This is a genomic window from Pseudomonas sp. Colony2 (genome assembly GCF_019382755.1).
Classification (GTDB): Bacteria; Pseudomonadota; Gammaproteobacteria; order Pseudomonadales; family Pseudomonadaceae; genus Aquipseudomonas.
Genome location: NZ_CP080030.1, coordinates 6,835,417 through 6,860,155, shown reverse-complemented (window position 1 = coordinate 6,860,155; position 24,739 = coordinate 6,835,417). Strand labels below are relative to the sequence as shown.

Sequence of the window (24,739 nt, the reverse complement as noted above, 5' to 3'; positions counted from 1 at the left end):
GCATGCGCCATGGGCGTGACCGCAGGGTTCTGCTGTTTCAGCGCAGGCCGAGTACGGCGGCCCATTGCTCGGCGGTGACCGGCATCACCGAAAGGCGGCTGCCTTTTTGCACCAGGGGCAACTCGGCGAGGGCAGTTTGCTGTTTCAGATAGCCCAGCCCCAGGACCTTCGCAAAGGTCTCGACGTGGGCAACATTGATCGCGCTCCACGGATTTTTTTCAGGGCTGGCCTTGGCGTCGAAATAATGACTGTCGGGCTCCAGCGCGGTCGGGTCCGGGTAGGCTGCCTCGACGATTTTACCGATGCCGGCAATCCCCGGTTCCGGGCAGCTGGAGTGGTAGAAGAAGAACTGGTCACCCACCGCCATCGCCCGCAGGAAGTTCCGCGCCTGGTAGTTGCGCACCCCGTCCCACCGGGCCTCGCCGAGCTTTTCCAGGCCCTTGATGGACAGTTCATCGGGCTCGGATTTCATCAGCCAATAGGCCATGTTTTCGCTCCTCAAAAGTCGATTGGGAAAGTTGTCCTGCAATTTTATGACAAACCGACAGTCGGTTGGCGTCAAGGTTTGCGTGTTGGTTCACGTTAACGCAGAATGCCGGGGTTTTGAGCTTGACGCAGCTGGCACGGACTACTAATGGAACGTTGCTGTCATCGTGTGCAAGATGCCTGAAGGGGGGCAATCGATGAAACGCAAACCGGATTTACTATGGATTTTGGTTATTTTGTTCGGCCTGGGCGTTGTGACCACCGGCTATGCGCAGAGCTTGTGGTCGAACAAGACTGACGCACCGATTGAACTCGCACAGCAACAGCCGCAACCGTTCAAACGCTGACCCGTCTTCAAGGCGCTGCTGATTCCAGTAGCGTCTCTGCTATATACCAATCCTTATCGGTGACTGTGCCCTCAAGCGGTACATCCCAGCTTGCCTGTGCCAATCGTTCGACCTTCTGGCATTCATGGGCCAGGCCCAACAGCGTCGGCTTGCGCCAGGATTTCCGGCGGGCCATGTAGGCCAGGCTGCGGTCATAAAACCCGCCGCCCATGCCCAACCGTCCGCCCTCATCATCAAAGCCAACCAGTGGCAGCAGCACCAGGTCCAGCGCCCAGACCTTGCGTTGCCGGCCGGCATTTACCTGGGGCTCGAGGATGCGAAAACGGTTGGGCCTCAGCTTTTCGCCGGGGCGCACTCGCTGGAACACCATCTTGGTTCGCGGCCATGCACTGAGCACCGGCAGGTACGTCGCCTTGCCCCGGCGCTGTGCAGCGCGCAGCAGCAGGCGCGGATCGATTTCACCGTCCGTCGGTAGATATAAGGATAGGTGTTTGGCCCGGCGAAACAGCGGGTGCTGTGCCAGTTGCCGATACAGGCCCAGGGCGGCCTGGCGTTGCTCGCTTGGCGTCAGGTCGCGGCGGGCTTTGCGCAGCATGCGTCGAAGTTGCGGGCGGGAAAGCGGCGCAGGTTCGGTCATGGTTTTCGGCTCATAAAACAATGCCAGTCCTGGGACTGGCATTGGATTTGGGAATCAGGCTCCCCGACAGAACCGCTGTCGACTTAGCCCTTGAACCCGAAAGTTCAAGGTGGAAGAAACAGTAGGCTTTAAGGCTTTCCGTCTAGCGGACATGCACACCAGCCCAACGTGTAACTTCCAGGGTAGTGCGAATCGGCTCAGGGACATCGCCGACTGGCAAGCACGCCAGGGAGTGGGGCGAGTATACCCGAAACCGACGCCGCAATCAGCCCTTGGGTGGCTCTGGATCGGTAGAAAGTACCAGATCGACCCGCTCCAGCAGGTCGCGCACCTGCTCGCGCGTCGAGCCGCTGGCCTGCACGTCAGGCCGTTCCTGCTTATGCAGCAGATCGTGGGTAATGTTCAGGGCGGCCATCACGGCGATGCGATCGGCGCCGATGACTTTGCCGCTGCTGCGGATTTCGCGCATCTTGCCGTCCAGGTAGCGGGCAGCGCTCACCAGGTTGCTGCGTTCTTCCTGGGGGCAGATGATCGAATATTCTTTGTCGAGAATCTGCACGGTGACGCTATTGCTTGAACTCATGAGTCTTGCTCCAGGGCCTTCAGGCGCGAAATCATCGATTCGACCTTACGCCGGGCGATTTCGTTTTTTTCAATGAGGTGAGCGCGTTCCTCGCGCCAGGTCTTTTCCTGAGCTAATAGGAGTCCGTTTTGGCTCTTAAGTTGCTCGACCCGGTTAATTAGCAGCTCGAGTCTGGCCATCAGCGCTTGCAGGTCGGTGTCTTCCATTGGGTTCCACTGGATTTTGTCTGATGAATGGCAACTGCTGGATAAACGATCTGACGCCCTCGATAGTCTTGGTACGTCTGCCGATGCTAGGATACAGCGCTTCATTCTAGACATTGCGCCGTCTGGCGCCTAGCTCACCATGCCCATTCAGAACTCCCCGTACGATGCTTTTTCCAAACTGCTGAGTTCCAGCGGTCATCCTTGCTCGCCTGCCGAACTGCACGGCGTGCTGCTGGGCCGCAGCTGCACCGGTGTCGGCTTTGATGCCGACAACTGGCTGGCCGACGTCGCCGAGCTGCTGGAAACCGAGCCTACCGAAAACGTGCGCAATGCGCTCATCGGCCTGCAAGAGATGGTTAAAGGCGAGCTGACCGGTGATGACGTCACCGTCGTCCTGCTGCTGCCTACCGATGACGCGCCGCTCACCGAGCGCGCCGCCGCGTTGGGCCAATGGTGCCAAGGCTTCCTCCACGGTTTCGGCGTGAACGCCGGCGGCCTCGACCTGAGCACCGATGCCCAGGAAGTGCTGCAGGACCTGGCCGCCATCTCCCAGGTGCAAGACGCCCTGGAAGAGTCCGAAGACGGCGAAAGCGACTACATGGAAGTCATGGAATACCTGCGCGTCGCGCCGCTGCTGCTGTTCACCGAGACCCGTAAATCGGCTGAGCCCGCTGCACCCAAGCCGTCGCTGCACTAAGAAAGGAAGCCCATCTGCCCATGATCCATATCCCCAAAGCGGAATACACCCGGCGCCGCAAGGCGCTCATGGCGCAGATGGAACCCAACAGCATCGCCATCCTGCCGGCGGCTGCGGTGGCCATCCGCAACCGTGACGTCGAGCACGTCTACCGCCAGGACAGCGACTTCCAGTACCTGAGCGGCTTCCCCGAACCGGAAGCGGTGATTGTGCTGATGCCCGGCCGCCAACACGGCGAGTACGTGCTGTTCTGCCGCGAACGCAACGCCGAGCGCGAACTGTGGGACGGCCTGCGGGCCGGCACCGAAGGCGCGATTCGCGAGTACGGCGCCGACGATGCGTTCCCGATTACCGATATCGACGACATCCTGCCCGGCCTGATCGAAGGCCGTGACCGGGTGTATTCGGCCATGGGCAGCAATGCCGAATTCGACCGGCACCTGATGGAGTGGATCAACGTGATCCGCTCCAAAGCGCACCTCGGCGCCCAGCCGCCGAACGAATTTGTTGCCCTGGATCATCTGCTTCACGACATGCGCCTGTATAAATCGGCGGCAGAAGTGAAGGTGATGCGCGAGGCGGCACGGATTTCCTGCGCGGCCCATGTACGGGCGATGCAGGCCAGCCGCGCCGGGTTGCATGAGTTCAGCCTGGAAGCGGAGCTCGACTACGAGTTTCGCAAGGGCGGGGCGAAGATGCCGGCCTATGGTTCCATCGTCGCCTCGGGGCGCAACAGCTGCATCCTGCATTACCAGCAGAATGACGCGCTGCTCAAGGACGGCGACCTGGTGCTGATCGACGCCGGCTGCGAGATCGACTGCTACGCCAGCGACATCACCCGCACCTGGCCGGTGAGCGGCAAGTTTTCCGCCGAGCAGAAGGCGATTTATGAAATCGTGCTGGCTTCCCAGGAAGCCGCCTTTGCCGAAATCGCCCCGAACAAGCATTGGAACCAGGCCCACGAGGCGACGGTGCAAGTGATCACTGCCGGGTTGGTGAAGCTGGGATTGTTGCAGGGTGACGTCGACGAATTGATCGCCAGTGAAGCTTATAAAGCCTTCTACATGCACCGCGCCGGCCACTGGCTGGGGATGGATGTGCACGATGTGGGCGAATACAAGGTCGGCGGCGAGTGGCGGGTGCTGGAAGTCGGCATGGCACTGACCGTGGAGCCGGGGATTTACATCTCGCCGGACAACCAGAGCGTGGCGAAGAAATGGCGTGGCATTGGCGTACGCATCGAGGACGACGTGGTGGTGACCAAGCAAGGCTGTGAAATTCTGACCGGTGGCGTGCCCAAGTCCGTCGCCGAGATCGAAGCATTGATGGCGAGCGCCCGATGAGCCGGGTCAACCTGGCGATTATCGGCGGCGGCCTGGTGGGTGCCAGCCTCGCATTGGCCTTGCAGGCCGGGGCCAAGGCCCGGGGCTGGAAGATCGTGCTGATCGAGCCGTTTGCCCCCGGCGACAGCTACCAGCCGAGCTATGACGCGCGTTCTTCAGCGCTGTCCTTTGGCGCGCGGCAGATCTATCAACGGTTGGGCGTGTGGCAGGAAATCTCTCGCCGCGCCGAGCCGATCAAACAGATTCATGTGTCGGACCGTGGCCGCTTCTCTACCGCGCGCCTGTCGGCCATGGAAGAGGGTGTGCCGGCGCTTGGCTACGTGGTGGAAAACGCCTGGCTGGGCCAATGCCTGTGGCAAGGGCTGGACAAGGACGTGGTCAGTTGGCGTTGCCCGGCGGAAGTTACGCGCATGGAGCCGCTTGCCGATGGCTACCGCCTGACCCTCAATGACGAAACCGTGCTGGAGTGCGACCTCGCGGTGCTGGCCGATGGCGGTCGCTCAGGTTTGCGCGAGCAACTGGGCATCGGCGTTAAAAAGCGGCCGTACAACCAGAGCGCGCTGATTGCCAACATCACCCCAAGCGAGGCCCACAACGGCGAGGCGTTCGAGCGGTTCACCGACGAAGGCCCGATGGCCTTGCTGCCGTTGCCGGACAACCGCTGCGCGCTGGTCTGGACCCGCGTCGGCATGGACGCCAAGCGCCTGGCCGAGCTGGACGAACGCAGCTTCCTGAGTGAACTGCAGGGCGTGTTCGGCTACCGCCTGGGCACCCTCAAGCAAGTCGGTGCGCGCCACCTGTACCCGCTGACGCTCGTGGAAGCGGAAGAACAAGTGCGCTCTCATCTGGCCGTACTTGGCAATGCCGCCCACAGCCTGCACCCGATTGCCGGTCAGGGCTTCAACCTGTCCCTGCGGGATGCCTACGCGTTGGCCGAGGCGCTGCTGGCCGGGCCGGCGATTCCGGGCGACCTGGCGACACTGCAGGCGTACCGCGAGCGTCAGCGCATGGACCAGAAACTCACCGTCGGCTTCTCCGATCAGGTCACCCGCCTGTTTGGCAGTGCGCAACCGTTGGTCGCGCTGGGCCGCAACATGGGCTTGCTGGGCCTCGACTTGCTGCCGCCGGCCAAGCGCTGGTTCGCGCGCCAGGCCATGGGCCTGGGCACCCGTCCCGATGCGTGAGTGGCTGACCCGACGCCTGGGCAAGGCGCGGCTGTTGCGCTGGATCATGACCCTGTACCCGCCGTACCTCGGGGCCGGAGTTCGGGTGTTGCACATCGGCAGCGATTTCCGCGAGGTCAAGGTGCGCATGGGCCTGGGCTGGTACAACCGCAACTACGTCGGCACGCAGTTTGGCGGCAGCCTGTATTCGATGGTCGACCCGTTCTACATGCTGATGCTGATGGAGAACCTGGGCCGCGACTACATTGTCTGGGACAAGGCTGCCGCTATCGACTTTATCTCGCCGGGCAAAGGCCCAGTGTTCGCCGAATTTTCCATCGACCAAGCGTTGCTGGACGAGATTCGCCAGCACACCGCCAGCGGCGACAAGTATTTACCGCAGCTCAAGGTACAGATTCATGACGGCTCCGGCACCCTGGTGGCGCGGGTCGACAAAACCCTTTACGTGCGGCGCAAGCTGCAATCGAGACAGGCTTAAAGCATGGACATGCGCGCAGATGTGCTGATTGTCGGGGCCGGAATGGTCGGAAGCGCCCTGGCGCTGGCGTTGCAGGGCAGTGGCCTGCAGGTGCTGCTGCTCGACGGCAGCCCGCTGAGCGTCAAGCCGTTCGACCCTCATGCTGCGTTCGAACCGCGGGTGAGCGCCTTGTCGGCCGCCAGCCAGCGCATCCTCGAGCGCCTTGGCGTGTGGGACGGGATTGTCGAGCGACGTGCTAGCCCGTACGGCGAGATGCAGGTGTGGGACGGCAGCGGCACCGGGCAGATCCACTTCTCGGCGGCCAGCGTGCATGCCGAGGTGCTGGGGCATATCGTCGAAAACCGTGTGGTCCAGGACGCCTTGCTCGACCGCCTGCACGACTGCGACCTCGGCCTGCTGGCCAATGCGCGCCTGGAACAGATGCGCCGCTCCGGCGATGACTGGCTGCTGACCCTCGCCGATGGCCGCACCTTGCGCGCGCCGCTGGTGGTCGCGGCGGACGGCGCCAACTCGGCAGTACGTCGCCTGACCGGCACCGCTACCCGTGAGTGGGATTATTTGCACAACGCCATCGTCACCAGTGTGCGCAGCAGCCAGGTGCATCAAAAGACGGCCTGGCAGCGTTTTACCGACAATGGCCCGCTGGCATTCCTGCCGCTGGTGCGGGACGGGCAGGAAGACTGGTGTTCGATCGTCTGGTCGACCACCCCGAGTGAGTCCGAGCGCTTGATGGCGCTGGACGATGAAAGCTTCTGCCGTGAACTGGAAAATGCCTTCGAAGGCCGCCTGGGCAGCGTGATAAGCGCCGATCTACGGCTGTGCGTGCCGTTGCGTCAGCGCCACGCCAAACGTTACGTGGCCGAAGGCCTGGCATTGATTGGCGACGCGGCCCACGTCATTCATCCGCTGGCGGGGCAGGGGGTGAACCTGGGCTTCCTCGATGCGGCGGTGCTCGCCGAGGTCCTGCTGGCGGCCAACGAGCGCGGCGAGCGCCTGGCGGATGTGAAGGTGCTCAGCCGTTACGAGCGTCGGCGCATGCCGCACAACCTGGCGCTGATGGCGGCGATGGAAGGCTTTGAGCGGTTGTTCCAGGCCGATCAACTGCCGTTGCGCTGGCTGCGTAATGCAGGGCTGAAGGTGGTTGAGCAGATGCCGGAGGCCAAGGCGTTGTTTGTGCGTCAGGCATTGGGTTTGACCGGGGATTTGCCGGAGCTGGCCAAGGCCTGAGGGTGCTGTGCAACATCTGGTAACGGCTCCGTTGAGCGTTACCAAATGTGAGTCCTTATCATTTGCGCTCTTTTTGCAAATGAGAGACCGCACCCATGCTGGCACCCAAGCGCCTCCTGACTGCCCTGGCACTCACTCTTATCGGCAGCACCACCGTGCAGGCGGCCGATGAGGTCGTGGTCTACTCCTCGCGCATCGACGAACTGATCAAGCCGGTGTTCGACGCCTACACCAAGAAGACCGGCGTGCAGGTGAAGTTCATCACCGACAAGGAAGCGCCGCTGATGCAGCGCATCAAGGCCGAAGGTGAAAACGCCACTGCCGACCTGCTGCTCACCGTCGACGCCGGCAACCTCTGGCAGGCCGAGCAGATGGGCATCCTGCAGCCGTTCACCTCTGCGGTGATCGACAAGAATATTCCCCTTCAATACCGTTCTTCGGCCCATGCCTGGACCGGCCTGAGCCTGCGAGCGCGGACCATCGCCTACTCCACCGATCGCGTGAAACCGGGCGACCTGACCACCTACGAAGCCCTGGCCGACAAACAGTGGGAAGGCCGCCTGTGCCTGCGCACCGCGAAGAAGGTCTACAACCAGTCGCTGACCGCCACCCTGATCGAAACCCACGGCGCGGCCAAGACCGAAGAAATCGTCAAGGGTTGGGTCAACAACCTGTCCACCGACGTGTTCTCCGATGACATTGCCGTGCTGGAAGCGATCAACGCCGGGCAGTGTGACGTGGGCATCGTGAACACCTACTACTACGGCCGCCTGCACAAGCAGAAGCCGGACCTGGCGGTGAAGTTGTTCTGGCCGAACCAGGGCGACCGCGGGGTGCACGTCAACCTGTCGGGCATCGGCCTGACCAAGCATGCACCGCACCCGGAAGCAGCCAAGGCGCTGGTGGAGTGGATGACCACGCCGGAAGCGCAGAAGATCTTTGCGGATGTGAACCAGGAATTTCCGGCCAACCCGGCGGTGCCGCCGTCGGCGGAAGTGGCGACCTGGGGCAAGTTTGTAGCTGACACATTGCCGGTGGAAGTGGCGGGCAAGCGTCAGGCTGAGGCGATTCGCTTAATGGATCGCGCTGGCTGGAACTAGATACAATTTGCAAGGCGCCGCCGATCTAAATGTGGGGGCGGGCTTGTGTGGCAGCGGGCTTGCTCGCGAAGAGGGTGTATCAGTCACATATGCGTTGACTGACACGCCGCTTTCGCGAGCAAGCCCGCTCCCACACAAGCCCGCTCCCACATTGGTTAGCGCTGGCTTCAAGCTATTCATTCTCTGAGAATTAACCTTTGGCCCATCCCGCCCAACGCCGCTGGTACCTGCCGGTCTTCACCGTTGCCGCCCTGGTGCTGCTGCCGTTGAGCGTGCTGTTGCTGTCGTGGCAGACCATCGACCATCAAATCTGGTCCCACCTGTGGGAAACCCAGATGCCACGTCTGCTGGGCAACACCTTGACCCTGGTGCTGGGCGTCGGTGTGGGCGTTACGCTGCTGGGCGTCAGCCTGGCCTGGCTGACCAGCCTCTGCGAATTCCCCGGCCGGCGCTGGCTGGACTGGGCGTTGATGCTGCCCTTCGCGATTCCCGCCTATGTGCTCGCCTTCGTCTTCGTCGGCCTGCTGGACTTCTCCGGCCCGGTGCAAACCCTGCTGCGCGAATGGTTTGGTACAGGCTTGCGCCTGCCGCGTGTGCGCTCGACGAGCGGTGTGATCATCGTGCTGGTGCTGGTGTTCTACCCCTACGTTTATCTGCTGGCACGCACCGCGTTCCTCGCCCAGGGCAAAGGCCTGATGGAAGCGGCGCGAGTCTTGGGGCAGTCGCCGTGGCAAGCGTTCTGGCGGGTGGCCCTGCCCATGGCGCGTCCCGCCATCGGTGCGGGCGTGGCCCTCGCGCTGATGGAAACCCTGGCGGATTTCGGTGCCGTCTCGGTGTTCAACTTCGACACCTTTACCACCGCCATCTACAAGACCTGGTACGGCTTTTTCAGCCTCTCCAGTGCCGCGCAACTGGCCAGCCTGTTGCTGTTGGTGGTGATGCTGGTGCTGTACGGCGAACGCCGTGCCCGGGGCGCCAGCCGGCCGAGCAACGAGCGACCTCGCGGCAAGGCGCTTTACCATCTGCGCGGGTTCAAGGCGGCGTTGGCCAGCGGTTGGTGCGGATTGGTGTTCGCCTGCGCGTTCGTGATCCCGATGCTGCAACTGGTGGCCTGGTTCTGGCAGCGTGGCCGTTTCGACCTGGACGAGCGCTACGCCGGTTTGATCGTCCATACCCTGTACCTGGGCGGTATGGCTGCCCTGATCACCGTCAGCGTGGCCCTGGTGCTCGCGTTCGCCCATCGCCTGGCGCCCACCCGGGCCATCCGCTCCGGCATCAGCCTGGCCAACGTAGGCTACGCGCTGCCCGGCTCGGTACTGGCGGTGTCGATCATGTTGGCGTTCAGCTACCTGGATCGTGAACTGGTGATCCCGGTCTCCGGCTGGCTGGGGGGCGCCGGCAAACCGCTGTTACTGGGCAGTTTGTCGGCCTTGCTGCTGGCGTATCTGGTGCGCTTCATTGCGGTGGCCTACGGGCCGCTGGAAAACAGCCTGGCGCGAATCCGTCCGTCCTTGCCGGAAGCCGCCCGCAGTCTTGGGGTCAGCGGGCCGCGACTGTTTTGCAAAGTGTATCTGCCACTTTTGCTGCCGGGCACCCTGAGCGCGGCGCTGCTGGTGTTTGTCGATGTGCTCAAGGAAATGCCGGCGACCCTGCTGATGCGCCCGTTCGGCTGGGACACGCTGGCGGTGCGGATTTTCGAGATGACCAGCGAAGGGGAGTGGGCGCGGGCTTCGCTGCCGGCCCTGACCCTGGTATTGGTGGGGCTGTTACCGGTCATCGGGTTGATCCGACGTTCGGCGCGACGAATCGGTTAGGTGCCAGTCCTACGGCTTGAGGCTACAATGCGCGGCATTCGGTGCGGTCGATCTTTCAGATCGGGTTGCTGAACGCGGCTACAGGCCTTGTATTTCAAGGCGTGCGGCCCGAACGGCGACCGTCCGCACCTTCGCCACGCCCGGAAGGAGAAACCCATGGGACAGCGCACGCCTCTGTATGACCTGCATCTCGCCCTTGGCGCGAAAATGGTCGATTTTGGCGGTTGGGATATGCCTTTGCACTACGGCTCGCAGGTTGAGGAGCACCATCAGGTGCGACGCGACTGCGGGGTGTTTGATGTATCCCATATGACCGTGATCGATATCACAGGCCCCCAGGCCAAGGAATGGCTCCAGCATTTGCTGGCCAATGATGTTGACCGATTGCACGGCTGCGGCCGCGCGTTATACAGCGCCATGCTCAACGAGCAGGGCGGCGTGGTGGACGACATGATCGTCTACCGTACCGAGGGCGGTTACCGGCTGGTGGTCAACGCCGCCACCCGTGACCAGGACATGGCCTGGATGCAGGCTCGGCTCGGCAGCTATCAGGCCCAGCTCCGCGAGCGGCCCGAATTGGCCATGCTCGCCATTCAAGGCCCCCATGCCCGGCAAAAGATCGCTGAACTGGTGACCCAGTCCCGCGCCACCCTGATCCATCAGCTCAAGCCCTTTGAAGGCCTGGCTGACGGCGACTGGTTTATCGCGCGCACCGGTTACACCGGCGAAGACGGTCTTGAAATTGTCCTGCCGGCCGATCAGGCCCCGGCGTTCTTCAACGACCTGGTAGGCGCAGGCATTTCGCCCATCGGCCTCGGCGCCCGCGACACGCTGCGCCTCGAGGCCGGCATGAACCTTTACGGTCAGGATATTCACCAGGACGTCTCGCCCCTGGCAGCCAACATGGCCTGGAGCATCGCCTGGGAGCCGGCCGAGCGGGATTTCATCGGCCGCGCCGCCCTGGAAGCCGAAAAGGCTGCGGGTGTGAAGTCCAAGCTGGTCGGCCTGGTGCTGGAAGAGCGCGGGGTTTTACGCGCTCACCAGGTGGTTCGTATCGCCAATGTTGGCGAAGGAGAGATCACCAGTGGTAGTTTCTCTCCTACGCTAAGCAAATCCATTGCCCTGGCGCGTGTGCCGTCGGCGACTGCTGACCGGGCCGAGGTGGAAATCCGCGGCAAGTGGTACCCGGTTCGGGTGGTCAAACCGACGTTCGTGCGCCATGGCAAAACATTGATCTAACTTTTCCGGCGGGCCAATGGCCGCTGACATTTTTCCTTGAGGACACAGACTATGAGCGATATCCCTGCCGACCTGCGTTTTGCCGAAAGTCACGAATGGGCCCGTCTGGAAGCTGACGGCACCGTGACCGTCGGGATCTCGGACCATGCCCAGGAAGCATTGGGGGATGTAGTGTTCGTTGAGTTGACCGAAGTCGGCAACGTGTTCAAGGCGGCTGACCAGGCCGGCGTGGTTGAATCGGTGAAGGCCGCTTCGGATATCTACTCGCCAATTGCTGGCGAAGTGATCGCGGTGAACGACGCCTTGAGCGGTGAGCCAGAGCTGTTGAACTCCGACCCTTACGGCGCCTGGATCTTCAAGCTCAAGCCAAGCAACCCGGATGAACTGAAAAAATTGCTGGACGCTGCCGGCTACAAGGCTGCCATCGGCGAGTGATCCCGCTGCGGGAGCCGGCAACCGGCTCCCGCAAAGGTTTTGTCAGCGCTTCAACACCGCTTTTACCGCCGCTACCGAACGCTCTACGTCCGCTTTCGTCATCGCCGTGAACATCGGCAACGACACAATCAAACGCCCCACTTTTTCCGCTACCGGGAACATGCCTTCCTTGAATCCCTGTGCCTTGTACAAGCTCAGCAGGTGGATCGGTGGGTAGTGATAGCCAATGCCGACGCCATGGGCCTGCATCTGCTCCATGAACGTGGCGCGTGCGGGCAGGCCGTCCTGGCGCTCCGGCAGTACCAGTTGGAACAGGTGCCAGTTGCTGTTTTCGAAGTCTGCCGGTGGCAATTGCGCACCGTACTGCGCTTCAAAATCACTGCCGAAGCATTCGAAATAGTGACGCGCCAGTTCCTGGCGGTGGGCAGTGATCTTCTCGATATGGGCAAACTGGCCCAGGCCGATGGCTGCTGCGATGTCGGTCATGTTGAACTTGCCGCCGAGTACATCCACGTCCAGGCCATCGAAGCCGGTGCGGGTCACGCCCTGCAGGCGATATTTTTCCGCCAGGCGCGCTTCTTCAGCGTTGTTCAATACCAGGCAGCCGCCTTCGGACGAGGTGATGTTCTTGTTCGCCTGGAAGCTGAACGATACGAAATCGCCGGTAGCGCCAATGCGTTGGCCATCCCAGCTGGAACCCAGGGCCTGGGCTGCATCTTCGACGATGCGCAGGTTGTACTTGTTGGCCAGCGCGTAGAGCAATGGCATGTCCAACGGCAGGCCCGCCAGGTATACCGGGATGATTGCCTTGGTGCGCGGTGTGATCGCGGCTTCCACCTTGGCCAGGTCGATATTGCGGGTCACCGGGTCGATGTCGGCGAACACCGGTGTGGCACCGACTTCCAGAATCACGTTGGCCGTGGCTACCCACGAAATCGGGGTGGTGATGACTTCGTCACCAGGCCCGATACCGGCGATGCGCAAGGCAATCTCCATGGTGCAGGTGCCCGAGTTGAAGGTACGCACCGGGCGCCCCCCAAAATATTCCGACAACTGCGCCTCGAACGCCTGCACTTTCGGCCCGCTGGTGATCCAGCCGGAGCGCAGTACGTCGCCTACCGCCGAGATGGTGGCTTCATCAATGGTGGGCTTGGAGAACGGCAGAAAGGGCAGTTGGCTCATGACGTTGAAGGCATCCGTTTCAGAAGGCGATGAGAAAAAAGCATATCAATGCCGGGCATGGTTGCACGGCTCGACTGAATATAGCCTGTCGTCTGTGAATGAATCGTCCCGCCTGAAACAAAAAATGCCGCCTCGAGAGCGGCATTTCAGCATCGGTGTCAGAAGGCAACGCGTGCCTCAAGAAACACGTTCTGCTCTTTGAGCTTGCCTTTGAGCTGTTCGTCCCGGGCGTTTATCCGATTGGCGAACGTGTTGTAGCCGGTCTCGATCCCGCCCATGTCCACGTAACGCCAGCCGGTACCCAGGGTCAGGGTTTCGCTGACCTTGGCATCCAGCCCCAGGCCAACGCTGTAGGCGAAGTTGTATTGGCGATTGCTGGCGAAACGGCGGGTGTCGTTGGTCTGGTAACCCTCGGCGTCAACCTGGGCCACGCCGACTCCCGCCATACCGTAGAACGACAGCCATTCATTGATCGGGATGTTTTTATAACCGTTGAGCATCAGGCGCTGGCTGTCGGTGCGCAGGCTGTTGACGTTGGCATTGAACGGTGCCCAATGGGATTTGAAGGTCGAGTGGCTGGGCATCGTGTATTCCCCCTCCAGGCGCCAGCCATCGGCAAAGGCATAGCCCACGGCGAATGAGCCGGTGAACGTCTTGCTGCTGTCGGGGGCTTCTACCCGGTGGGTTACGCGTGGGCTGGTCAGCAGTGAGCTTGAGAGATTCTGCCGGGCGCTGTTGAGCTTTGCCGACCCGTACCAGCTTTCTGCCTGGGCATAAGGCGTGGCAACCGCGGCGAGCAGCAGGGCGTAGGAGAGTTTTTGCATGGTCATCGATTCACTCAGTCTGAAGGGAATCGATAGCTTGTTGCCGGGCGCGCCTGCAACTCGACAGGACTTTTCCTGTTCAGATGCGGAATCGCCAGCGTCTGGCGTAGGAAATCAGGGCAAAAAAATGCCGCTCTCGAGGAACGGCATTTTTTATGCGGCGGTATTACTCGGAAGCAATGGCGTTTTTTGCCAGGATTGCGTTCGCCAGGTCCATATCCGTGGCCTTGAGGCCAGGGTTATCGGCGCGGACTTTCTGCATCGCAGCTTCCAGGTATGGGCCACGGATGTTGCCGTCACTGGCGACGAAGCTACCGGCGTCGTCCTGGGCGGCGACTACCATTTTGTGGTCCTTGAAGGTCAGGTACGTCGAGCCGGTCGTGGCACCCGATGAGATGACATTACGCCAGAAGCTGTCGGCCATGGCTGAACCGACAGGAAGGGAAAGCACAGCGAGGGTTGCGACAGCATATTTTAGACGCATGATGGGTGACTCCGACTGGGTTATCTGAACAGTTTGATTGTAGATAGCCCAGCCGAGTTCCATGGATGACTAAACAGTTTCAACCTGCAAAATCACGCCTTCCTGACCAATGACACGTACGTGTGCCCCAGCCGGCGCGTCCGGCCCGGATGCCATCCACACACCGTCACCCACCTTGATCTTGCCACGGCCCTCGACGATGGCCTGATGCACCACAAAGGTGCGACCGATCAACTCGGAGCCGCGCATGTTCAGCCCCGGCTGGTCGCTGACCTTGGCGCTGCTGCGCTGGCGTCGCCACCAGTACACCGCCGTGAGGATCGACAACACGGCGAACAGCAGCAGTTGCCACTCCAGCCCCAGGCTCGGCACCAGGAACTTGATCACGCCCACGGCTGCCGCGGCGATGCCCATCCACAGCAAATAACCACCGGCACCGAACACTTCAAGGATCAACAGCACCGTGCCCAGTGCCAGCCAGTCCCAAAACGACAGGTGCTGCAGGAATTCCCACATGGTGCGTGCCTCAGGCTTTCTTGTTGTCGAAGGTTGCCTTGACGATTTCGCCGATGCCGCCGACTGCGCCAATCACCTGGCTGGCTTCCAGCGGCATCAGGATCACCTTGCTGTTGTTGGCCGAGGCCAGCTTGCCCAATGCGTCGATGTATTTCTGGGCGACGAAGTAGTTGATGGCCTGCACGTTACCGGTGGCGATGGCTTCCGATACCACTTGAGTGGCGCGGGCTTCGGCCTCGGCCTGACGTTCGCGGGCTTCGGATTCCAGGAAGGCGGCCTGACGACCACCTTCGGCCTCCAGGATCTGCGCCTGCTTCTTGCCTTCGGCGGTCAGGATCGCGGAGGCTCGCAGGCCTTCGGCCTCGAGGATCTGCGCACGCTTGATCCGCTCGGCCTTCATCTGGCCGGACATGGCGGCCATCAGGTCGGCAGGCGGGCTGATGTCCTTGATCTCGATCCGGGTGATCTTGATGCCCCACGGTGCGGTAGCTTCGTCGACGGTGCGCAGCAGTTTTTCGTTGATGCCGTCACGCTGGCTGAGCATCGCATCCAGCTCCATGGAGCCGAGCACGGTACGGATGTTGGTTTGCAGCAGGTTGCGGATGGCGTGTTCGAGGTTGTTCACCTCGTAGGCAGCCTGGGCGGTATTGACCACCTGGAAGAAGCACACGGCGTCGATCTGCACCGTGGCGTTGTCAGCGGTGATGACTTCCTGGGGTGGGATATCCAGCACGCTTTCCATCACGTTGATCTTGCGACCGATGCGGTCCATGACCGGAATGATGATGTTCAGGCCGGGCTTGAGGGTGTTGGTGTAGCGGCCGAAGCGCTCGACTGTCCACTGGTAACCCTGCGGGACCACCTTGAAACCCATGAAGAGGATGGCGACGGCCAAGCCTACAAAAAGAAGCAGTACGGTTCCGATCTGCATAACGATTCCTTGTCTGGTGACGGTGAAGCGAGGTTTTTCCGATTGTAACGGTGTTGTCACGGATAAGGACGGATTACCGCGCCATCGATCAAAGGATTTGTTTCTGAATCCCCAGGCGTCACTCGCAGTACCTCTTCAAGTGTTGTCAGTCCTGCCATTACCTTGCGCATACCGGCGGACCGCAAGCTGCACATTCCCTGGTCAAGGGCCGCCAGACGCAGGGCCTGGAGGTCGGTGCCCGGGCTGACCAGGGCCTTGAGGCGATCGTTCATCAGCATGATCTCGTAGACCCCGGCTCGACCCCGATAGCCACTTTCCCGGCACTCGCCGCAACCCACTGCCTGATGGACCTGCCCGGCTTGCCGCTTGCAGTGCGGGCACAACAGCCTGACCAGGCGCTGGGCCATCACCCCCAGCAGCGTGGCATTGATCAGGTAATGGGGAATGCCCAGTTCCAGCAAGCGGCTGATGGCGCCGGGCGCATCGTTGGTGTGCAACGTCGACAGCACCAGATGCCCGGTCAGGGCGGCCTGGATCGCCATTTCTGCGGTTTCCAGGTCGCGAATCTCGCCGATCATGATGATGTCCGGGTCCTGGCGCATCAGGGCGCGGATGCCGCTGGCGAAGGTCAGGTCGATGTTGTGCTGCACCTGCATCTGGTTGAAGGCCGGCTCCACCATCTCGATCGGGTCTTCTACGGTGCACAGGTTGACCTCGCGAGTGGCCAATTGCTTGAGCGTGGTGTACAGCGTGCTGGTCTTGCCGGAACCGGTAGGGCCGGTGACCAGGATGATGCCGTTGGCCTGGCCGGTCATGGATTGCCAGCGTTGCAGGTCGTCGCTGGAAAGTCCCAGTTGCTGGAAATCCTTGTGCAGCACCTGCGGGTCAAAAATTCGCATCACCAGCTTTTCGCCGAAGGCTATGGGCAAGGTCGACAGGCGCAGCTCCACTTCCCCGCCCGTGGGGCTTTTGGTCTTCACCCGGCCGTCCTGGGGTTTGCGTTTTTCCGCCACGTTCATCCGGCCCAGGCTTTTCAGGCGGCTGACCACCGCCATCGTCACCTGGGATGGGAATTGATAGACGTCATGCAGCAGCCCGTCGATGCGAAAACGCACGCGCCCCTGATCGCGTCCGGGTTCGATATGGATATCACTGGCCCGCTGGCCAAAGGCGTACTGCAACAGCCAGTCGACGATGTTGACGATGTGCGCGTCGTTGGCGTCGGGCTCCTGGTCGCTGGCGCCGAGATTGAGCAGTTGTTCGATATTCGGCGCGCCGGAGGTTTTTTGATCAATGGCGCCGCTGACCGATTTCGCCAGTCGGTAAAACTCCACGGTGCAGCGCTGGATCTCCTGGGGATTGGCCAGCACCCGCTTGATGGAGCGCTTCAACACCTGAGCCAGGCCGGCTTCCCAACTGCACACGTAAGGCTGGGCACTGGCGACGGTAACGCTGTGGGCGTCGACCGCAACGGCCAGGATCTTGTGGCGCTGGGCAAAGGCATAGGACATCAGCGGCACCACCGCCGCGACGTCGATTTTCAACGGGTCGATACGCAGGTAGGGCTGGCCGCAGTGGCGGGCGAGCCATTCGGTCAGCATTTCCAGAGACGGCCCCTGGCTGGCAATGCATTCCAGGGGATGCAGCCCACTGTTCGCCGGTAGGGCCAGGTCGGCGGGCACCAGGCCCTGGTCGATCAGGGCAGGCAACAACTGATGGATTTCCAGCCAGCGATCCTGCGGATTTGGCGCAACGGACATGGTGACGTTCCTGGGCAACGATTAGGCGTAGTCCTCAGGCTAGTCACCCTTTGCGCTTCGGCCTCCGAGGTATATTGCAGGCTTTTACTGAGCGGCCGCCTGGACCGCCAGAGGCCGCGCAGCATCTGCCGGGCGCAGCTCCAGCGAGCACACACTGATCAGGTTACGAAGTTTTTCGCCGATCACCTGGGCCCGGTGCCAGCTCAGGCCATCCATCACGATATCGATCGCCAGCAGGTCGTCTTCACGCTGCACGCTCACCTGACGTGGCACCAGGAACTGCAGGGCAAAATAGTTGAGCACCCGGCACAGCACGTCGGGTTCAGCCTCGGCGAGCATTTGATAGTGCGCCTGGCAGTGGGCATTGCTGACGGCCCAGGCGTCAACGCGTTGGGCGGGGTGGGAGGCTTCGACGACGTGCATGATGATTCTCCGGATTCGACTGGAGAAATTTTTGCATTCGTCGCGGGAGATTTCTTATCTAAAACAGCCTGTATTGGCTTATAAGAGAATCATGTAATTCTTTAAGTCATGATTAATGGGTATTTTTATGCACGCTGAATTGGACGTGTACGACCGGCGCATTCTCGCGCTGTTGCAGGAAGACGCTTCGCTCTCCAGCGCGCAGATCGCCGAACAGGTCGGCCTGTCGCAGTCGCCGTGCTGGCGCCGGATTCAGCGGCTGAAAGAGGAGGGTGTGATTCGCGGCCAGGTCACCCTGCTGGATCGCAAGAAAATCGGCCTTAATACGCAGATTTTTGCCGAGGTGAAACTCAACGCCCACGGCCGTTCCAACTTCACTGAATTCACCGAGGCGATTCGCGGTTTTCCGCAAGTGCTGGAATGTTATGTGCTGATGGGCGCGGTGGACTTTTTACTGCGGATCGTCACGTCGGACATCGAGGCGTATGAGCGGTTTTTCTTTGAGAAGCTGTCGATGGTGCCGGGGATTCAGGAGGTCAACTCGATAGTGGCGTTGTCGGAGATCAAGTCCACCACGAGTTTGCCGGTGTTGCGCTGATAGTTGTCTTGGCCTGATTTTAGTGAAGAGGGAGCAAGCTCCCTCGCCACAAGGGTTTTACAGGCGCAGCAGGGTTTTCCAGGCGCGATTCTGATACACCGCAATCGCCTGATGCATCCGCGCATCCAGCGACTCATCGGTGATCGGCTGGTTGGCCAGGTGCGCCAGCTTGTTCAGCTCGCCATACAAACGGTCCAGCTCGGCGATATCCAGCACCTGGCGTGCATGGTGCAGCCAGGCCAGGATGCGTTCGATACGCGGCAGTTGCTCGGCCAGGTCTTCCGGCTGTTTCTGGTAGCGCGGCAGTTGCAGGGCAACAGCGTCATCGGCCAGCAGGCGCGGCAGCCAGTTGGCCAGCTGTGCAGCGCCCTGGCGATTGCCACGCACGTTGCGATCCGCGGCCCAGGTGCGGGCCAGCAGCCAGCGGGAAGTGGTCAGGGAGAACAAACCCCAGCGCACGTCTTCCAGTTCTTCGGCGAACTGCTCCGGCGCGGCCTTGCGGATGTCTTCATCGTCGTCACCGGCCTGGACCAGCGGACGCCAGTCCTCCAGCAAGGCGTCCAGTGCGGCGCGCAATTCGCTGGTGGACTGACGCGGTGCGGCCTGGCCGAGGCTGCCGAGCAGGGCCCGCAGTTCGCCGAGGTTTTCCACCCAGTCCTGCAGCAGGCGCCAGTGGCCGTTGAAACGGTATTGCTCGGCCAGGCGCTGGCTGCTGCCCAACAGATGCCACATGACGGCAGCAAATGCGTCGTCCAGCGGCATTTCGGCGTGCAGCAGCGGTGCCGGCAGGCTCAGGGAGTAGCTGTTGGCGTCGAACAGGCGATAGCCACGCTCGGCCTTGCTGATATCGCACGGCATCAGCGCCAGGGTCGCGGCCAGTTCAGCGGCCAGTTCCAGCAGGGCGGCCGGGTCGCCTTCGCGCAGTTCCAGTTCCAGCTCGCAGATTTCTTCTTTCTGCTTGCCGGCAACCACGTGGCCCAGGTCCAGGGCGGCTTCGATCACCACCTTGGCCTTGCCGCGGCCCCAGGCGATTTCAGCGCGTTCGCGGACGAAATCGGTGGTGAAGATCGGCTTGAGGGTCTTTTTGTCCAGCTCGGCCAGTTGCTCGGGCCAGCATTCGCCGTCGAGTTTCTTCACGTCGAGCTTGGCTTTGGCCAGGTCCCAGTTGTACTCATTGCGTTCCGACAAGCCGGCGACGCTCTGGCCACGGGTCTTGAGGGTCTGGATCACTTCGTCGCCGTCTTTGCGCAGGCGCAGGGCCACTTTGGCCTGGGCCAGGTCGCGTTCCGGGGTGTCGAAGTACTGGTTCATCAACTCACGGCGTTCCCAGCCACTTTTGTTGCGTTTTTTCAGTAACGGGTGCTCACGCAGCGCGGCGAGGGTTTCGCGGCTGACACGGAGCTTGATTTCGGTTTCTTTCTGCATGGCCGGAAAATCCAGGATCGGGAGCGCAGCCGGGGAAAAGAGTGGCTGCCAAGGTCGTGCAGTGTACAGGACTGAGCCTGGCAACGTGCCGCAACGGTTTATTGTGTCACTCAGATAGCTCTATGATGGGGTTCGTCCGGGAAGTTGAGAGACAGCGCATGCCTTTACCGTCCATGAAAGAACAATTCGCCGCGCTGATTGCCGCGCCTTCGGTCAGTTGTACCCAGGCCTCTCTCGACCAATCCAACCGCCCGGTCATCGATTTGCTCGCCACCTGGCTGGCAGACCTGGGCTTTGCCTGCGACATCCAGCAGGTCAGCCCAGGCAAATTCAACCTGTTGGCCAGTTTCGGCACCGGCCCTGGCGGCCTGGTGCTGGCGGGCCACAGTGACACCGTGCCGTACGACGGCGCCCTATGGCAGACCGATCCGCTCAAGCTGACGGAAGTCGACGGCCGCTGGGTAGGACTGGGCAGCTGTGACATGAAGGGCTTTTTCGCCCTGGTGATCGAAGCCGTCCAGCCGTTGCTCGACCAGCCTTTCAAGCAACCGCTGCTGATTCTTGCCACCTGCGATGAAGAAAGCTCCATGGCCGGCGCTCGGGCGCTGGCCGAGGCGGGCCGTCCTTTAGGCCGCGCGGCGGTGATCGGCGAGCCGACCGGCCTCAAACCCATCCGCCTGCACAAGGGCGTAATGATGGAGCGCATCGATATTCTCGGGCGCAGCGGCCATTCGTCGGATCCAAGCCTGGGCCACAGCGCCCTCGAAGCCATGCACGACGCCATCGGCGAGCTGCGTGGCCTGCGCCTGGCCTGGCAGCGCGAATACCGCAATCCGCAGTTCAGCGTGCCACAGCCGACCATGAACTTCGGCTGCATCCACGGTGGCGACAACCCCAACCGCATCTGCGGCCAATGCTCCCTGGAATTCGACCTGCGGCCCCTGCCGGGCATGGATCCCCAGGTGCTGCGCGCTGCCATCCGGCAGAAGCTTGAACCCTTGGCCGAGCGCCATCAGGTGAAGATCGACTATGCGCCGCTGTTCCCCGAAGTGCCGCCGTTCGAGCAGGCCGAGGATGCAGAGTTGGTGCGGGTAGCTGAACGACTTACCGGTCATCGCGCCGAAGCAGTGGCGTTCGGCACCGAAGCGCCTTATCTTCAGCGCCTTGGTTGCGAGACCCTGGTGCTTGGCCCTGGCGATATCGCCTGCGCCCACCAGCCAGGCGAGTACCTTGAAATGTCACGCTTGACGCCTACAGTGCGTCTATTGCGTGAACTGATTCAACATTACTGCCTGACACCTGCATAAATTAACCCCTGCCCATCCGTACATAGAAGGAGAGCGAGCGTGTCGCCAAGCCTGTTCCGACGATAACCAACAGCCCGCTGTGCGTTTTGCGATTCATCCATTTTTGGCTGCTTTTTATTACAGGCCCAGGTTTTTATGCCCGAATACGTCAATTGGCTTCGTCACGCTTCGCCTTACATCAATGCCCACCGGGATTGCACTTTTGTCGTCATGCTGCCGGGCGATGGTGTAGAGCACCCGAACTTCGGCAATATCGTCCACGACCTGGTGCTGCTCCACAGCCTGGGCGTGCGACTGGTGCTGGTCCACGGTTCGCGCCCGCAAATTGAAACCCGCCTCGCCGCCCGCGGCCTGACCCCGGCTTACCACGAAGGCTTGCGCATCACCGATGCCGCAACCCTGGAGTGCGTGATCGATGCGGTCGGCCATCTGCGTATCGCCATCGAAGCGCGGTTGTCGATGGACATGGCGTCCTCGCCGATGCAGGGCTCGCGCCTGCGTGTGGCCAGCGGCAACCTGGTGACGGCGCGCCCGATCGGTGTGCTTGAAGGCGTCGACTATCACCACACCGGCGAAGTGCGCCGGGTCGACCGCAAGGGCATCAACCGCCTGCTGGACGAGCGTTCCATCGTGCTGCTTTCGCCGCTGGGCTACTCGCCTACCGGCGAAATCTTCAACCTCGCCTGTGAAGACGTCGCCACCCGCGCGGCCATCGACCTGGGCGCGGACAAGTTGCTGCTGTTCGGTGCCGATCTCGGCCTGATCGACGAGCACGGCCGCCTGGTGCGTGAATTGCGGCCGCAACAGGTGCCCGCGCACCTGCAACGCCTGGGCAACAACTACCAGGCCGAATTGCTGGACGCGGCCGCCGAGGCTTGCCGTGGCGGCGTAGGGCGCAGCCACATTGTCAGTTATGCCGAAGATGGTGCCTTGCTGACCGAGCTGTTCACCCGGGATGGCGGCGGTACGCTGGTGGCCCAGGAACAGTTCGAACTGGTGCGCGAAGCGGCGATTGAAGACGTCGGCGGGTTGCTGGACCTGATCAGCCCGCTGGAAGAGCAGGGGATTCTGGTGCGTCGTTCCCGGGAAGTGCTGGAGCGGGAAATCGAGCAGTTCAGCGTGGTGGAACGTGAAGGCATGATCATCGCCTGTGCGGCGCTGTATCAGATAGCCGACTCCGACGCAGGCGAGCTGGCGTGCCTGGCCGTGAACCCGGAGTACCGCCATGGCGGTCGCGGTGACGAACTGCTGGAGCGCATCGAGACCCGTGCCCGGGCCCAGGGTTTGAAGACGCTCTTCGTGCTGACGACCCGTACCGCCCACTGGTTCCGCGAACGTGGTTTTGTGCCGAGCACGGTGGATCGCCTGCCGTCGGCGCGGGCGTCGTTATACAACTATCAGCGTAATTCGAAGATTTTCGAAAAGGCGTTGTAAGCCTGAAGGGGCGAGGGGGCAATCCTCTCGCCTGTCACTTCGGCGAGTCATGCTCCTCGGCGGATGCATCGGCCCTGAACACAGGGTTTGCCGATTTATACACATAACTGACATCAAAGTGACATTATCACCGGGTACGGTGAGGTGGATTGTTGGGACGGCAGAAAAGTTTCATCGATACAAAAACTGTAACAAATTGACGGAATGATGTGCGTTTGGCCATGATGGCGTCGCGTTTTTGATCGTGAGTGACGTATGACCCCGTTTGGTCAACACAAAACGATCTAAAAAAGCGCAAAGACATACTCTTTCGGAAAACGCTTATGGAGCGGCATCGCCTGTCGGCTTGACCGTCCCATGGAAAGCGATATTCCTGAATGGTATGAAAAAGGACGAAACAATTCTTTTTGGGTGTATGAAAAACTCATTACCCTGCAAGGACCAAATTAACTGCGGTTAGACGAAAGTAGTAGACACACAAGGTTACGATTGACTTGTCAGTCACTATCCGGTGCTAATCGCGCATCTGTGGATCGAGGGCGTCAGACCCGAGACCTAAGAAATACAAAAATTAGAAATGAGAGGAGCGGTACATGAAGAAGTCGACATTGGCGTTGGCTGTGACCCTGGGTGCAATCGCCCAGCAAGCAGGCGCCGCAGGTTTTATCGAAGACAGCAAGGCAACACTGGGTCTGCGTAACTTCTACATCAACACGGATAACCGTGATGGTGCTCCAACATCCAGCAGCCGCAGCAAAAACGCCGAATGGGGCCAAGGCTTCGATCTGCGTTTCATCTCGGGTTTCACCCAAGGCACTGTTCAGTTCGGTGTTGACGCTATTGGCCTGTATGGCCTGCGTCTGGACTCCAGCCGCGCAAATCACGGTAACTACAGCGGCACCGCTTCGGGCGGCACTGTGTTCCCGAGCGACGGCAATAAGGCAGTCAATGATTTCGCCAGCCTGGGTGTGACCGGCAAGGTCAAAATCTCCCAGACCGTGGCAAAATTGGGCACCCTGCAGCCAAACAACCCGGTGATCAAGACCAACGACGGTCGCCTGTTGCCTCAGACCTTCCAGGGCGGCGAGATCGTTTCTAACGAAATCAAAGACTTGACTCTGACTGCTGGCCAAATCGAGTCCGCCAAGGGCCGTAACTCCAGCAACAACGAAAACCTGTCGATTGCTGGCGCGAACAAAAGCTCCAACTATGACACCGGCAAATTCAGCAACAAGTTCTACTACGCCGGTGCTGACTACAAGATCACCAAGGATCTGACCGCTTCGTACTACTTTGGCGAGCTGAAAGACTTCTACTCCCAGAACTTCCTGGGTCTGGTACACAACTGGGCAATCGGCCCGGGCGTGCTGAAAAGCGATCTGCGTTACTACCGCAGCCGCGATAATGGCGCGAATGCCAATACCGCTGGCTACTACACCTCGGGTTACTACACCGACGGTGCCCGCCCTGCGACCAGCGGCAAGGTTGACAACGACCTGTACAGCTACCTGGCACTGTATTCGGTTAACGGCCACACTTTTGGTGGCGGTTACCAGTACACCAAGGGCGACAGTGACTTCCCTTGGCTGAACCAAGGTGACGGTTCGTCGAACAGCACCACCACCGACATGCAAATCCAGAAATTTGCCCGTGCTGGCGAACGCACCTGGCAAGCTCGTTACGCGTATGACTTCGCCAAAGTCGGCCTGCCAGGCCTGACCGCTGGTGTTGTCTACCTCAAGGGCAGCAACATCCAGACTACCACCGGTGACAAAACCGAGTGGGAGCGCGACTTGACTCTGGCTTACGTTGTTCCAGAAGGCCCGCTGAAAAACCTCGGCGTTGCGTGGAAAAACGCAATGTGGCGCACCGATGTTGCGACTCGTGACCAGGACGAAAACCGCCTGATCGTCAGCTACTCGATCCCGCTGTTGTAAGAGCGTAAAACCTTGCCCGGCGCAATGCCGGGCAGGGTGCTTTACTTTTCAAGCCGGGCTCAACCCCCGCAAGCCCGTCCTGAACCCCTCTTTGTACAGCGTCTCAAGGCCTTCTCGAACCTTGAAGCGGATGTTGATCCAC

At 61.1% G+C, this 24,739-nt stretch carries 26 protein-coding genes and 1 other RNA gene; 14 read left to right on the top strand and 13 right to left on the bottom strand.

Translation table 11 applies throughout. The features are described from left to right. Nucleotides 1–37: 37 nt before the first annotated feature. A complete protein-coding gene (locus JV201_RS28210) occupies nt 38–487 on the bottom strand; it encodes an EVE domain-containing protein (RefSeq protein WP_003213961.1) in 450 nt (149 codons plus the stop codon). A gap of 196 nt (nt 488–683) precedes the next feature. Between JV201_RS28210 and JV201_RS28205 the strand changes: the two genes are divergently transcribed. Then, nucleotides 684–833: a hypothetical protein gene (locus JV201_RS28205; RefSeq protein ID WP_003213959.1), complete on the top strand. Its 150-nt coding sequence runs from the start codon at nt 684–686 to the stop codon at nt 831–833. 7 nt (nt 834–840) lie between these two features. Here the strand turns inward: JV201_RS28205 and JV201_RS28200 are convergent, their stop codons facing one another. The 4 genes from JV201_RS28200 to JV201_RS28185 all read right to left on the bottom strand — a co-directional run bounded on the left by JV201_RS28200 (nt 841) and on the right by JV201_RS28185 (nt 2,259). Next, nucleotides 841–1,470, bottom strand: a complete 630-nt coding sequence (locus tag JV201_RS28200; RefSeq protein WP_219406279.1) for a 5-formyltetrahydrofolate cyclo-ligase — start codon at nt 1,468–1,470, stop codon at nt 841–843. A 56-nt stretch (nt 1,471–1,526) separates the two neighbouring features. Next, nucleotides 1,527–1,705, bottom strand: a non-coding RNA gene (ssrS, locus tag JV201_RS28195) — 6S RNA. 30 nt (nt 1,706–1,735) lie between these two features. Beyond that, entirely contained in the window at nt 1,736–2,053 is a 318-nt protein-coding gene (locus JV201_RS28190) for a cell division protein ZapA (RefSeq protein WP_003213956.1), read from the bottom strand. After that, on the bottom strand, nt 2,050–2,259 hold the full coding sequence (locus tag JV201_RS28185; protein WP_003213954.1) for a TIGR02449 family protein: 210 nt from the start codon (nt 2,257–2,259) through the stop codon (nt 2,050–2,052). Before JV201_RS28185 ends, JV201_RS28190 begins: the two co-directional genes overlap by 4 nt. Before the next feature lie 139 nt (nt 2,260–2,398). On the opposite strand from JV201_RS28185, the gene JV201_RS28180 reads away from it, so the two are divergent. The 9 genes from JV201_RS28180 to gcvH all read left to right on the top strand — a co-directional run bounded on the left by JV201_RS28180 (nt 2,399) and on the right by gcvH (nt 11,776). Then, nucleotides 2,399–2,956: a YecA family protein gene (locus JV201_RS28180; protein ID WP_003213952.1), complete on the top strand. Its 558-nt coding sequence runs from the start codon at nt 2,399–2,401 to the stop codon at nt 2,954–2,956. A gap of 20 nt (nt 2,957–2,976) precedes the next feature. Further along, on the top strand, nt 2,977–4,299 hold the full coding sequence (gene pepP, locus JV201_RS28175) for a Xaa-Pro aminopeptidase (RefSeq protein ID WP_219406278.1): 1,323 nt from the start codon (nt 2,977–2,979) through the stop codon (nt 4,297–4,299). Continuing rightward, nucleotides 4,296–5,483 carry a 2-octaprenyl-6-methoxyphenyl hydroxylase gene (ubiH, locus tag JV201_RS28170; RefSeq protein ID WP_177020273.1) on the top strand — a complete coding sequence of 396 codons (1,188 nt, stop codon included), beginning with the start codon at nt 4,296–4,298 and terminating at the stop codon, nt 5,481–5,483. The genes pepP and ubiH overlap by 4 nt, the downstream gene beginning before the upstream one ends. Next, on the top strand, nt 5,476–5,961 hold the full coding sequence (locus tag JV201_RS28165) for a DUF4442 domain-containing protein (RefSeq protein WP_003213946.1): 486 nt from the start codon (nt 5,476–5,478) through the stop codon (nt 5,959–5,961). The genes ubiH and JV201_RS28165 overlap by 8 nt, the downstream gene beginning before the upstream one ends. 9 nt (nt 5,962–5,970) lie before the next feature. Then, on the top strand, nt 5,971–7,188 hold the full coding sequence (locus tag JV201_RS28160) for a 2-octaprenyl-3-methyl-6-methoxy-1,4-benzoquinol hydroxylase (RefSeq protein WP_219407232.1): 1,218 nt from the start codon (nt 5,971–5,973) through the stop codon (nt 7,186–7,188). A 95-nt stretch (nt 7,189–7,283) separates the two neighbouring features. Then, nucleotides 7,284–8,288 carry an extracellular solute-binding protein gene (locus JV201_RS28155; RefSeq protein ID WP_008438892.1) on the top strand — a complete coding sequence of 335 codons (1,005 nt, stop codon included), beginning with the start codon at nt 7,284–7,286 and terminating at the stop codon, nt 8,286–8,288. Between the two features lie 197 nt (nt 8,289–8,485). Continuing rightward, nucleotides 8,486–10,102: an iron ABC transporter permease gene (locus JV201_RS28150; protein WP_003213940.1), complete on the top strand. Its 1,617-nt coding sequence runs from the start codon at nt 8,486–8,488 to the stop codon at nt 10,100–10,102. A gap of 156 nt (nt 10,103–10,258) precedes the next feature. Further along, on the top strand, nt 10,259–11,341 hold the full coding sequence (gene gcvT / locus JV201_RS28145) for a glycine cleavage system aminomethyltransferase GcvT (RefSeq protein WP_003213938.1): 1,083 nt from the start codon (nt 10,259–10,261) through the stop codon (nt 11,339–11,341). Between the two features lie 51 nt (nt 11,342–11,392). Then, on the top strand, nt 11,393–11,776 hold the full coding sequence (gcvH, locus tag JV201_RS28140) for a glycine cleavage system protein GcvH (protein ID WP_087693282.1): 384 nt from the start codon (nt 11,393–11,395) through the stop codon (nt 11,774–11,776). A gap of 42 nt (nt 11,777–11,818) precedes the next feature. Here gcvH and JV201_RS28135 read toward each other — a convergent pair whose 3' ends face one another. From JV201_RS28135 to JV201_RS28105, 7 genes are all read right to left on the bottom strand, one after another. Next, the gene (locus tag JV201_RS28135) at nt 11,819–12,958 is read right to left on the bottom strand and encodes a DegT/DnrJ/EryC1/StrS aminotransferase family protein (RefSeq protein WP_087693281.1); all 1,140 of its coding nucleotides are present in this window, start codon (nt 12,956–12,958) and stop codon (nt 11,819–11,821) included. A gap of 158 nt (nt 12,959–13,116) precedes the next feature. Beyond that, nucleotides 13,117–13,788, bottom strand: coding sequence for an outer membrane protein (locus JV201_RS28130; RefSeq protein WP_008438895.1), 672 nt, complete (start codon nt 13,786–13,788; stop codon nt 13,117–13,119). A 160-nt stretch (nt 13,789–13,948) separates the two neighbouring features. Further along, nucleotides 13,949–14,266 carry a DUF2388 domain-containing protein gene (locus JV201_RS28125; protein ID WP_008438896.1) on the bottom strand — a complete coding sequence of 106 codons (318 nt, stop codon included), beginning with the start codon at nt 14,264–14,266 and terminating at the stop codon, nt 13,949–13,951. Nucleotides 14,267–14,335: 69 nt separating this feature from the next. Then, nucleotides 14,336–14,782 carry an NfeD family protein gene (locus tag JV201_RS28120; RefSeq protein WP_008438897.1) on the bottom strand — a complete coding sequence of 149 codons (447 nt, stop codon included), beginning with the start codon at nt 14,780–14,782 and terminating at the stop codon, nt 14,336–14,338. Nucleotides 14,783–14,792: 10 nt separating this feature from the next. Further along, complete coding sequence (locus JV201_RS28115; RefSeq protein ID WP_003213925.1) at nt 14,793–15,713, bottom strand: SPFH domain-containing protein; 921 nt, start codon at nt 15,711–15,713, stop codon at nt 14,793–14,795. Between the two features lie 56 nt (nt 15,714–15,769). Then, nucleotides 15,770–17,473 carry a GspE/PulE family protein gene (locus tag JV201_RS28110; RefSeq protein ID WP_177035320.1) on the bottom strand — a complete coding sequence of 568 codons (1,704 nt, stop codon included), beginning with the start codon at nt 17,471–17,473 and terminating at the stop codon, nt 15,770–15,772. A gap of 84 nt (nt 17,474–17,557) precedes the next feature. Then, on the bottom strand, nt 17,558–17,896 hold the full coding sequence (locus JV201_RS28105; protein WP_003213921.1) for a hypothetical protein: 339 nt from the start codon (nt 17,894–17,896) through the stop codon (nt 17,558–17,560). 127 nt (nt 17,897–18,023) lie between these two features. Here JV201_RS28105 and JV201_RS28100 point away from each other — a divergent pair, with 127 nt between their 5' ends. Beyond that, entirely contained in the window at nt 18,024–18,494 is a 471-nt protein-coding gene (locus JV201_RS28100; RefSeq protein ID WP_003213920.1) for an Lrp/AsnC family transcriptional regulator, read from the top strand. A gap of 57 nt (nt 18,495–18,551) precedes the next feature. On the opposite strand, the gene JV201_RS28095 is transcribed toward JV201_RS28100, so the two are convergent. Beyond that, nucleotides 18,552–19,919: an inorganic triphosphatase gene (locus tag JV201_RS28095; protein WP_219406277.1), complete on the bottom strand. Its 1,368-nt coding sequence runs from the start codon at nt 19,917–19,919 to the stop codon at nt 18,552–18,554. Nucleotides 19,920–20,077: 158 nt separating this feature from the next. Here JV201_RS28095 and argE point away from each other — a divergent pair, with 158 nt between their 5' ends. From argE to JV201_RS28080, 3 genes are all read left to right on the top strand, one after another. Continuing rightward, entirely contained in the window at nt 20,078–21,226 is a 1,149-nt protein-coding gene (gene argE, locus JV201_RS28090) for an acetylornithine deacetylase (protein ID WP_003213916.1), read from the top strand. A gap of 135 nt (nt 21,227–21,361) precedes the next feature. Continuing rightward, complete coding sequence (argA, locus tag JV201_RS28085) at nt 21,362–22,660, top strand: amino-acid N-acetyltransferase (RefSeq protein WP_003213914.1); 1,299 nt, start codon at nt 21,362–21,364, stop codon at nt 22,658–22,660. A gap of 593 nt (nt 22,661–23,253) precedes the next feature. Beyond that, complete coding sequence (locus JV201_RS28080) at nt 23,254–24,597, top strand: OprD family porin (RefSeq protein ID WP_134327499.1); 1,344 nt, start codon at nt 23,254–23,256, stop codon at nt 24,595–24,597. The last annotated feature ends 142 nt before the right edge of the window (nt 24,598–24,739 follow it).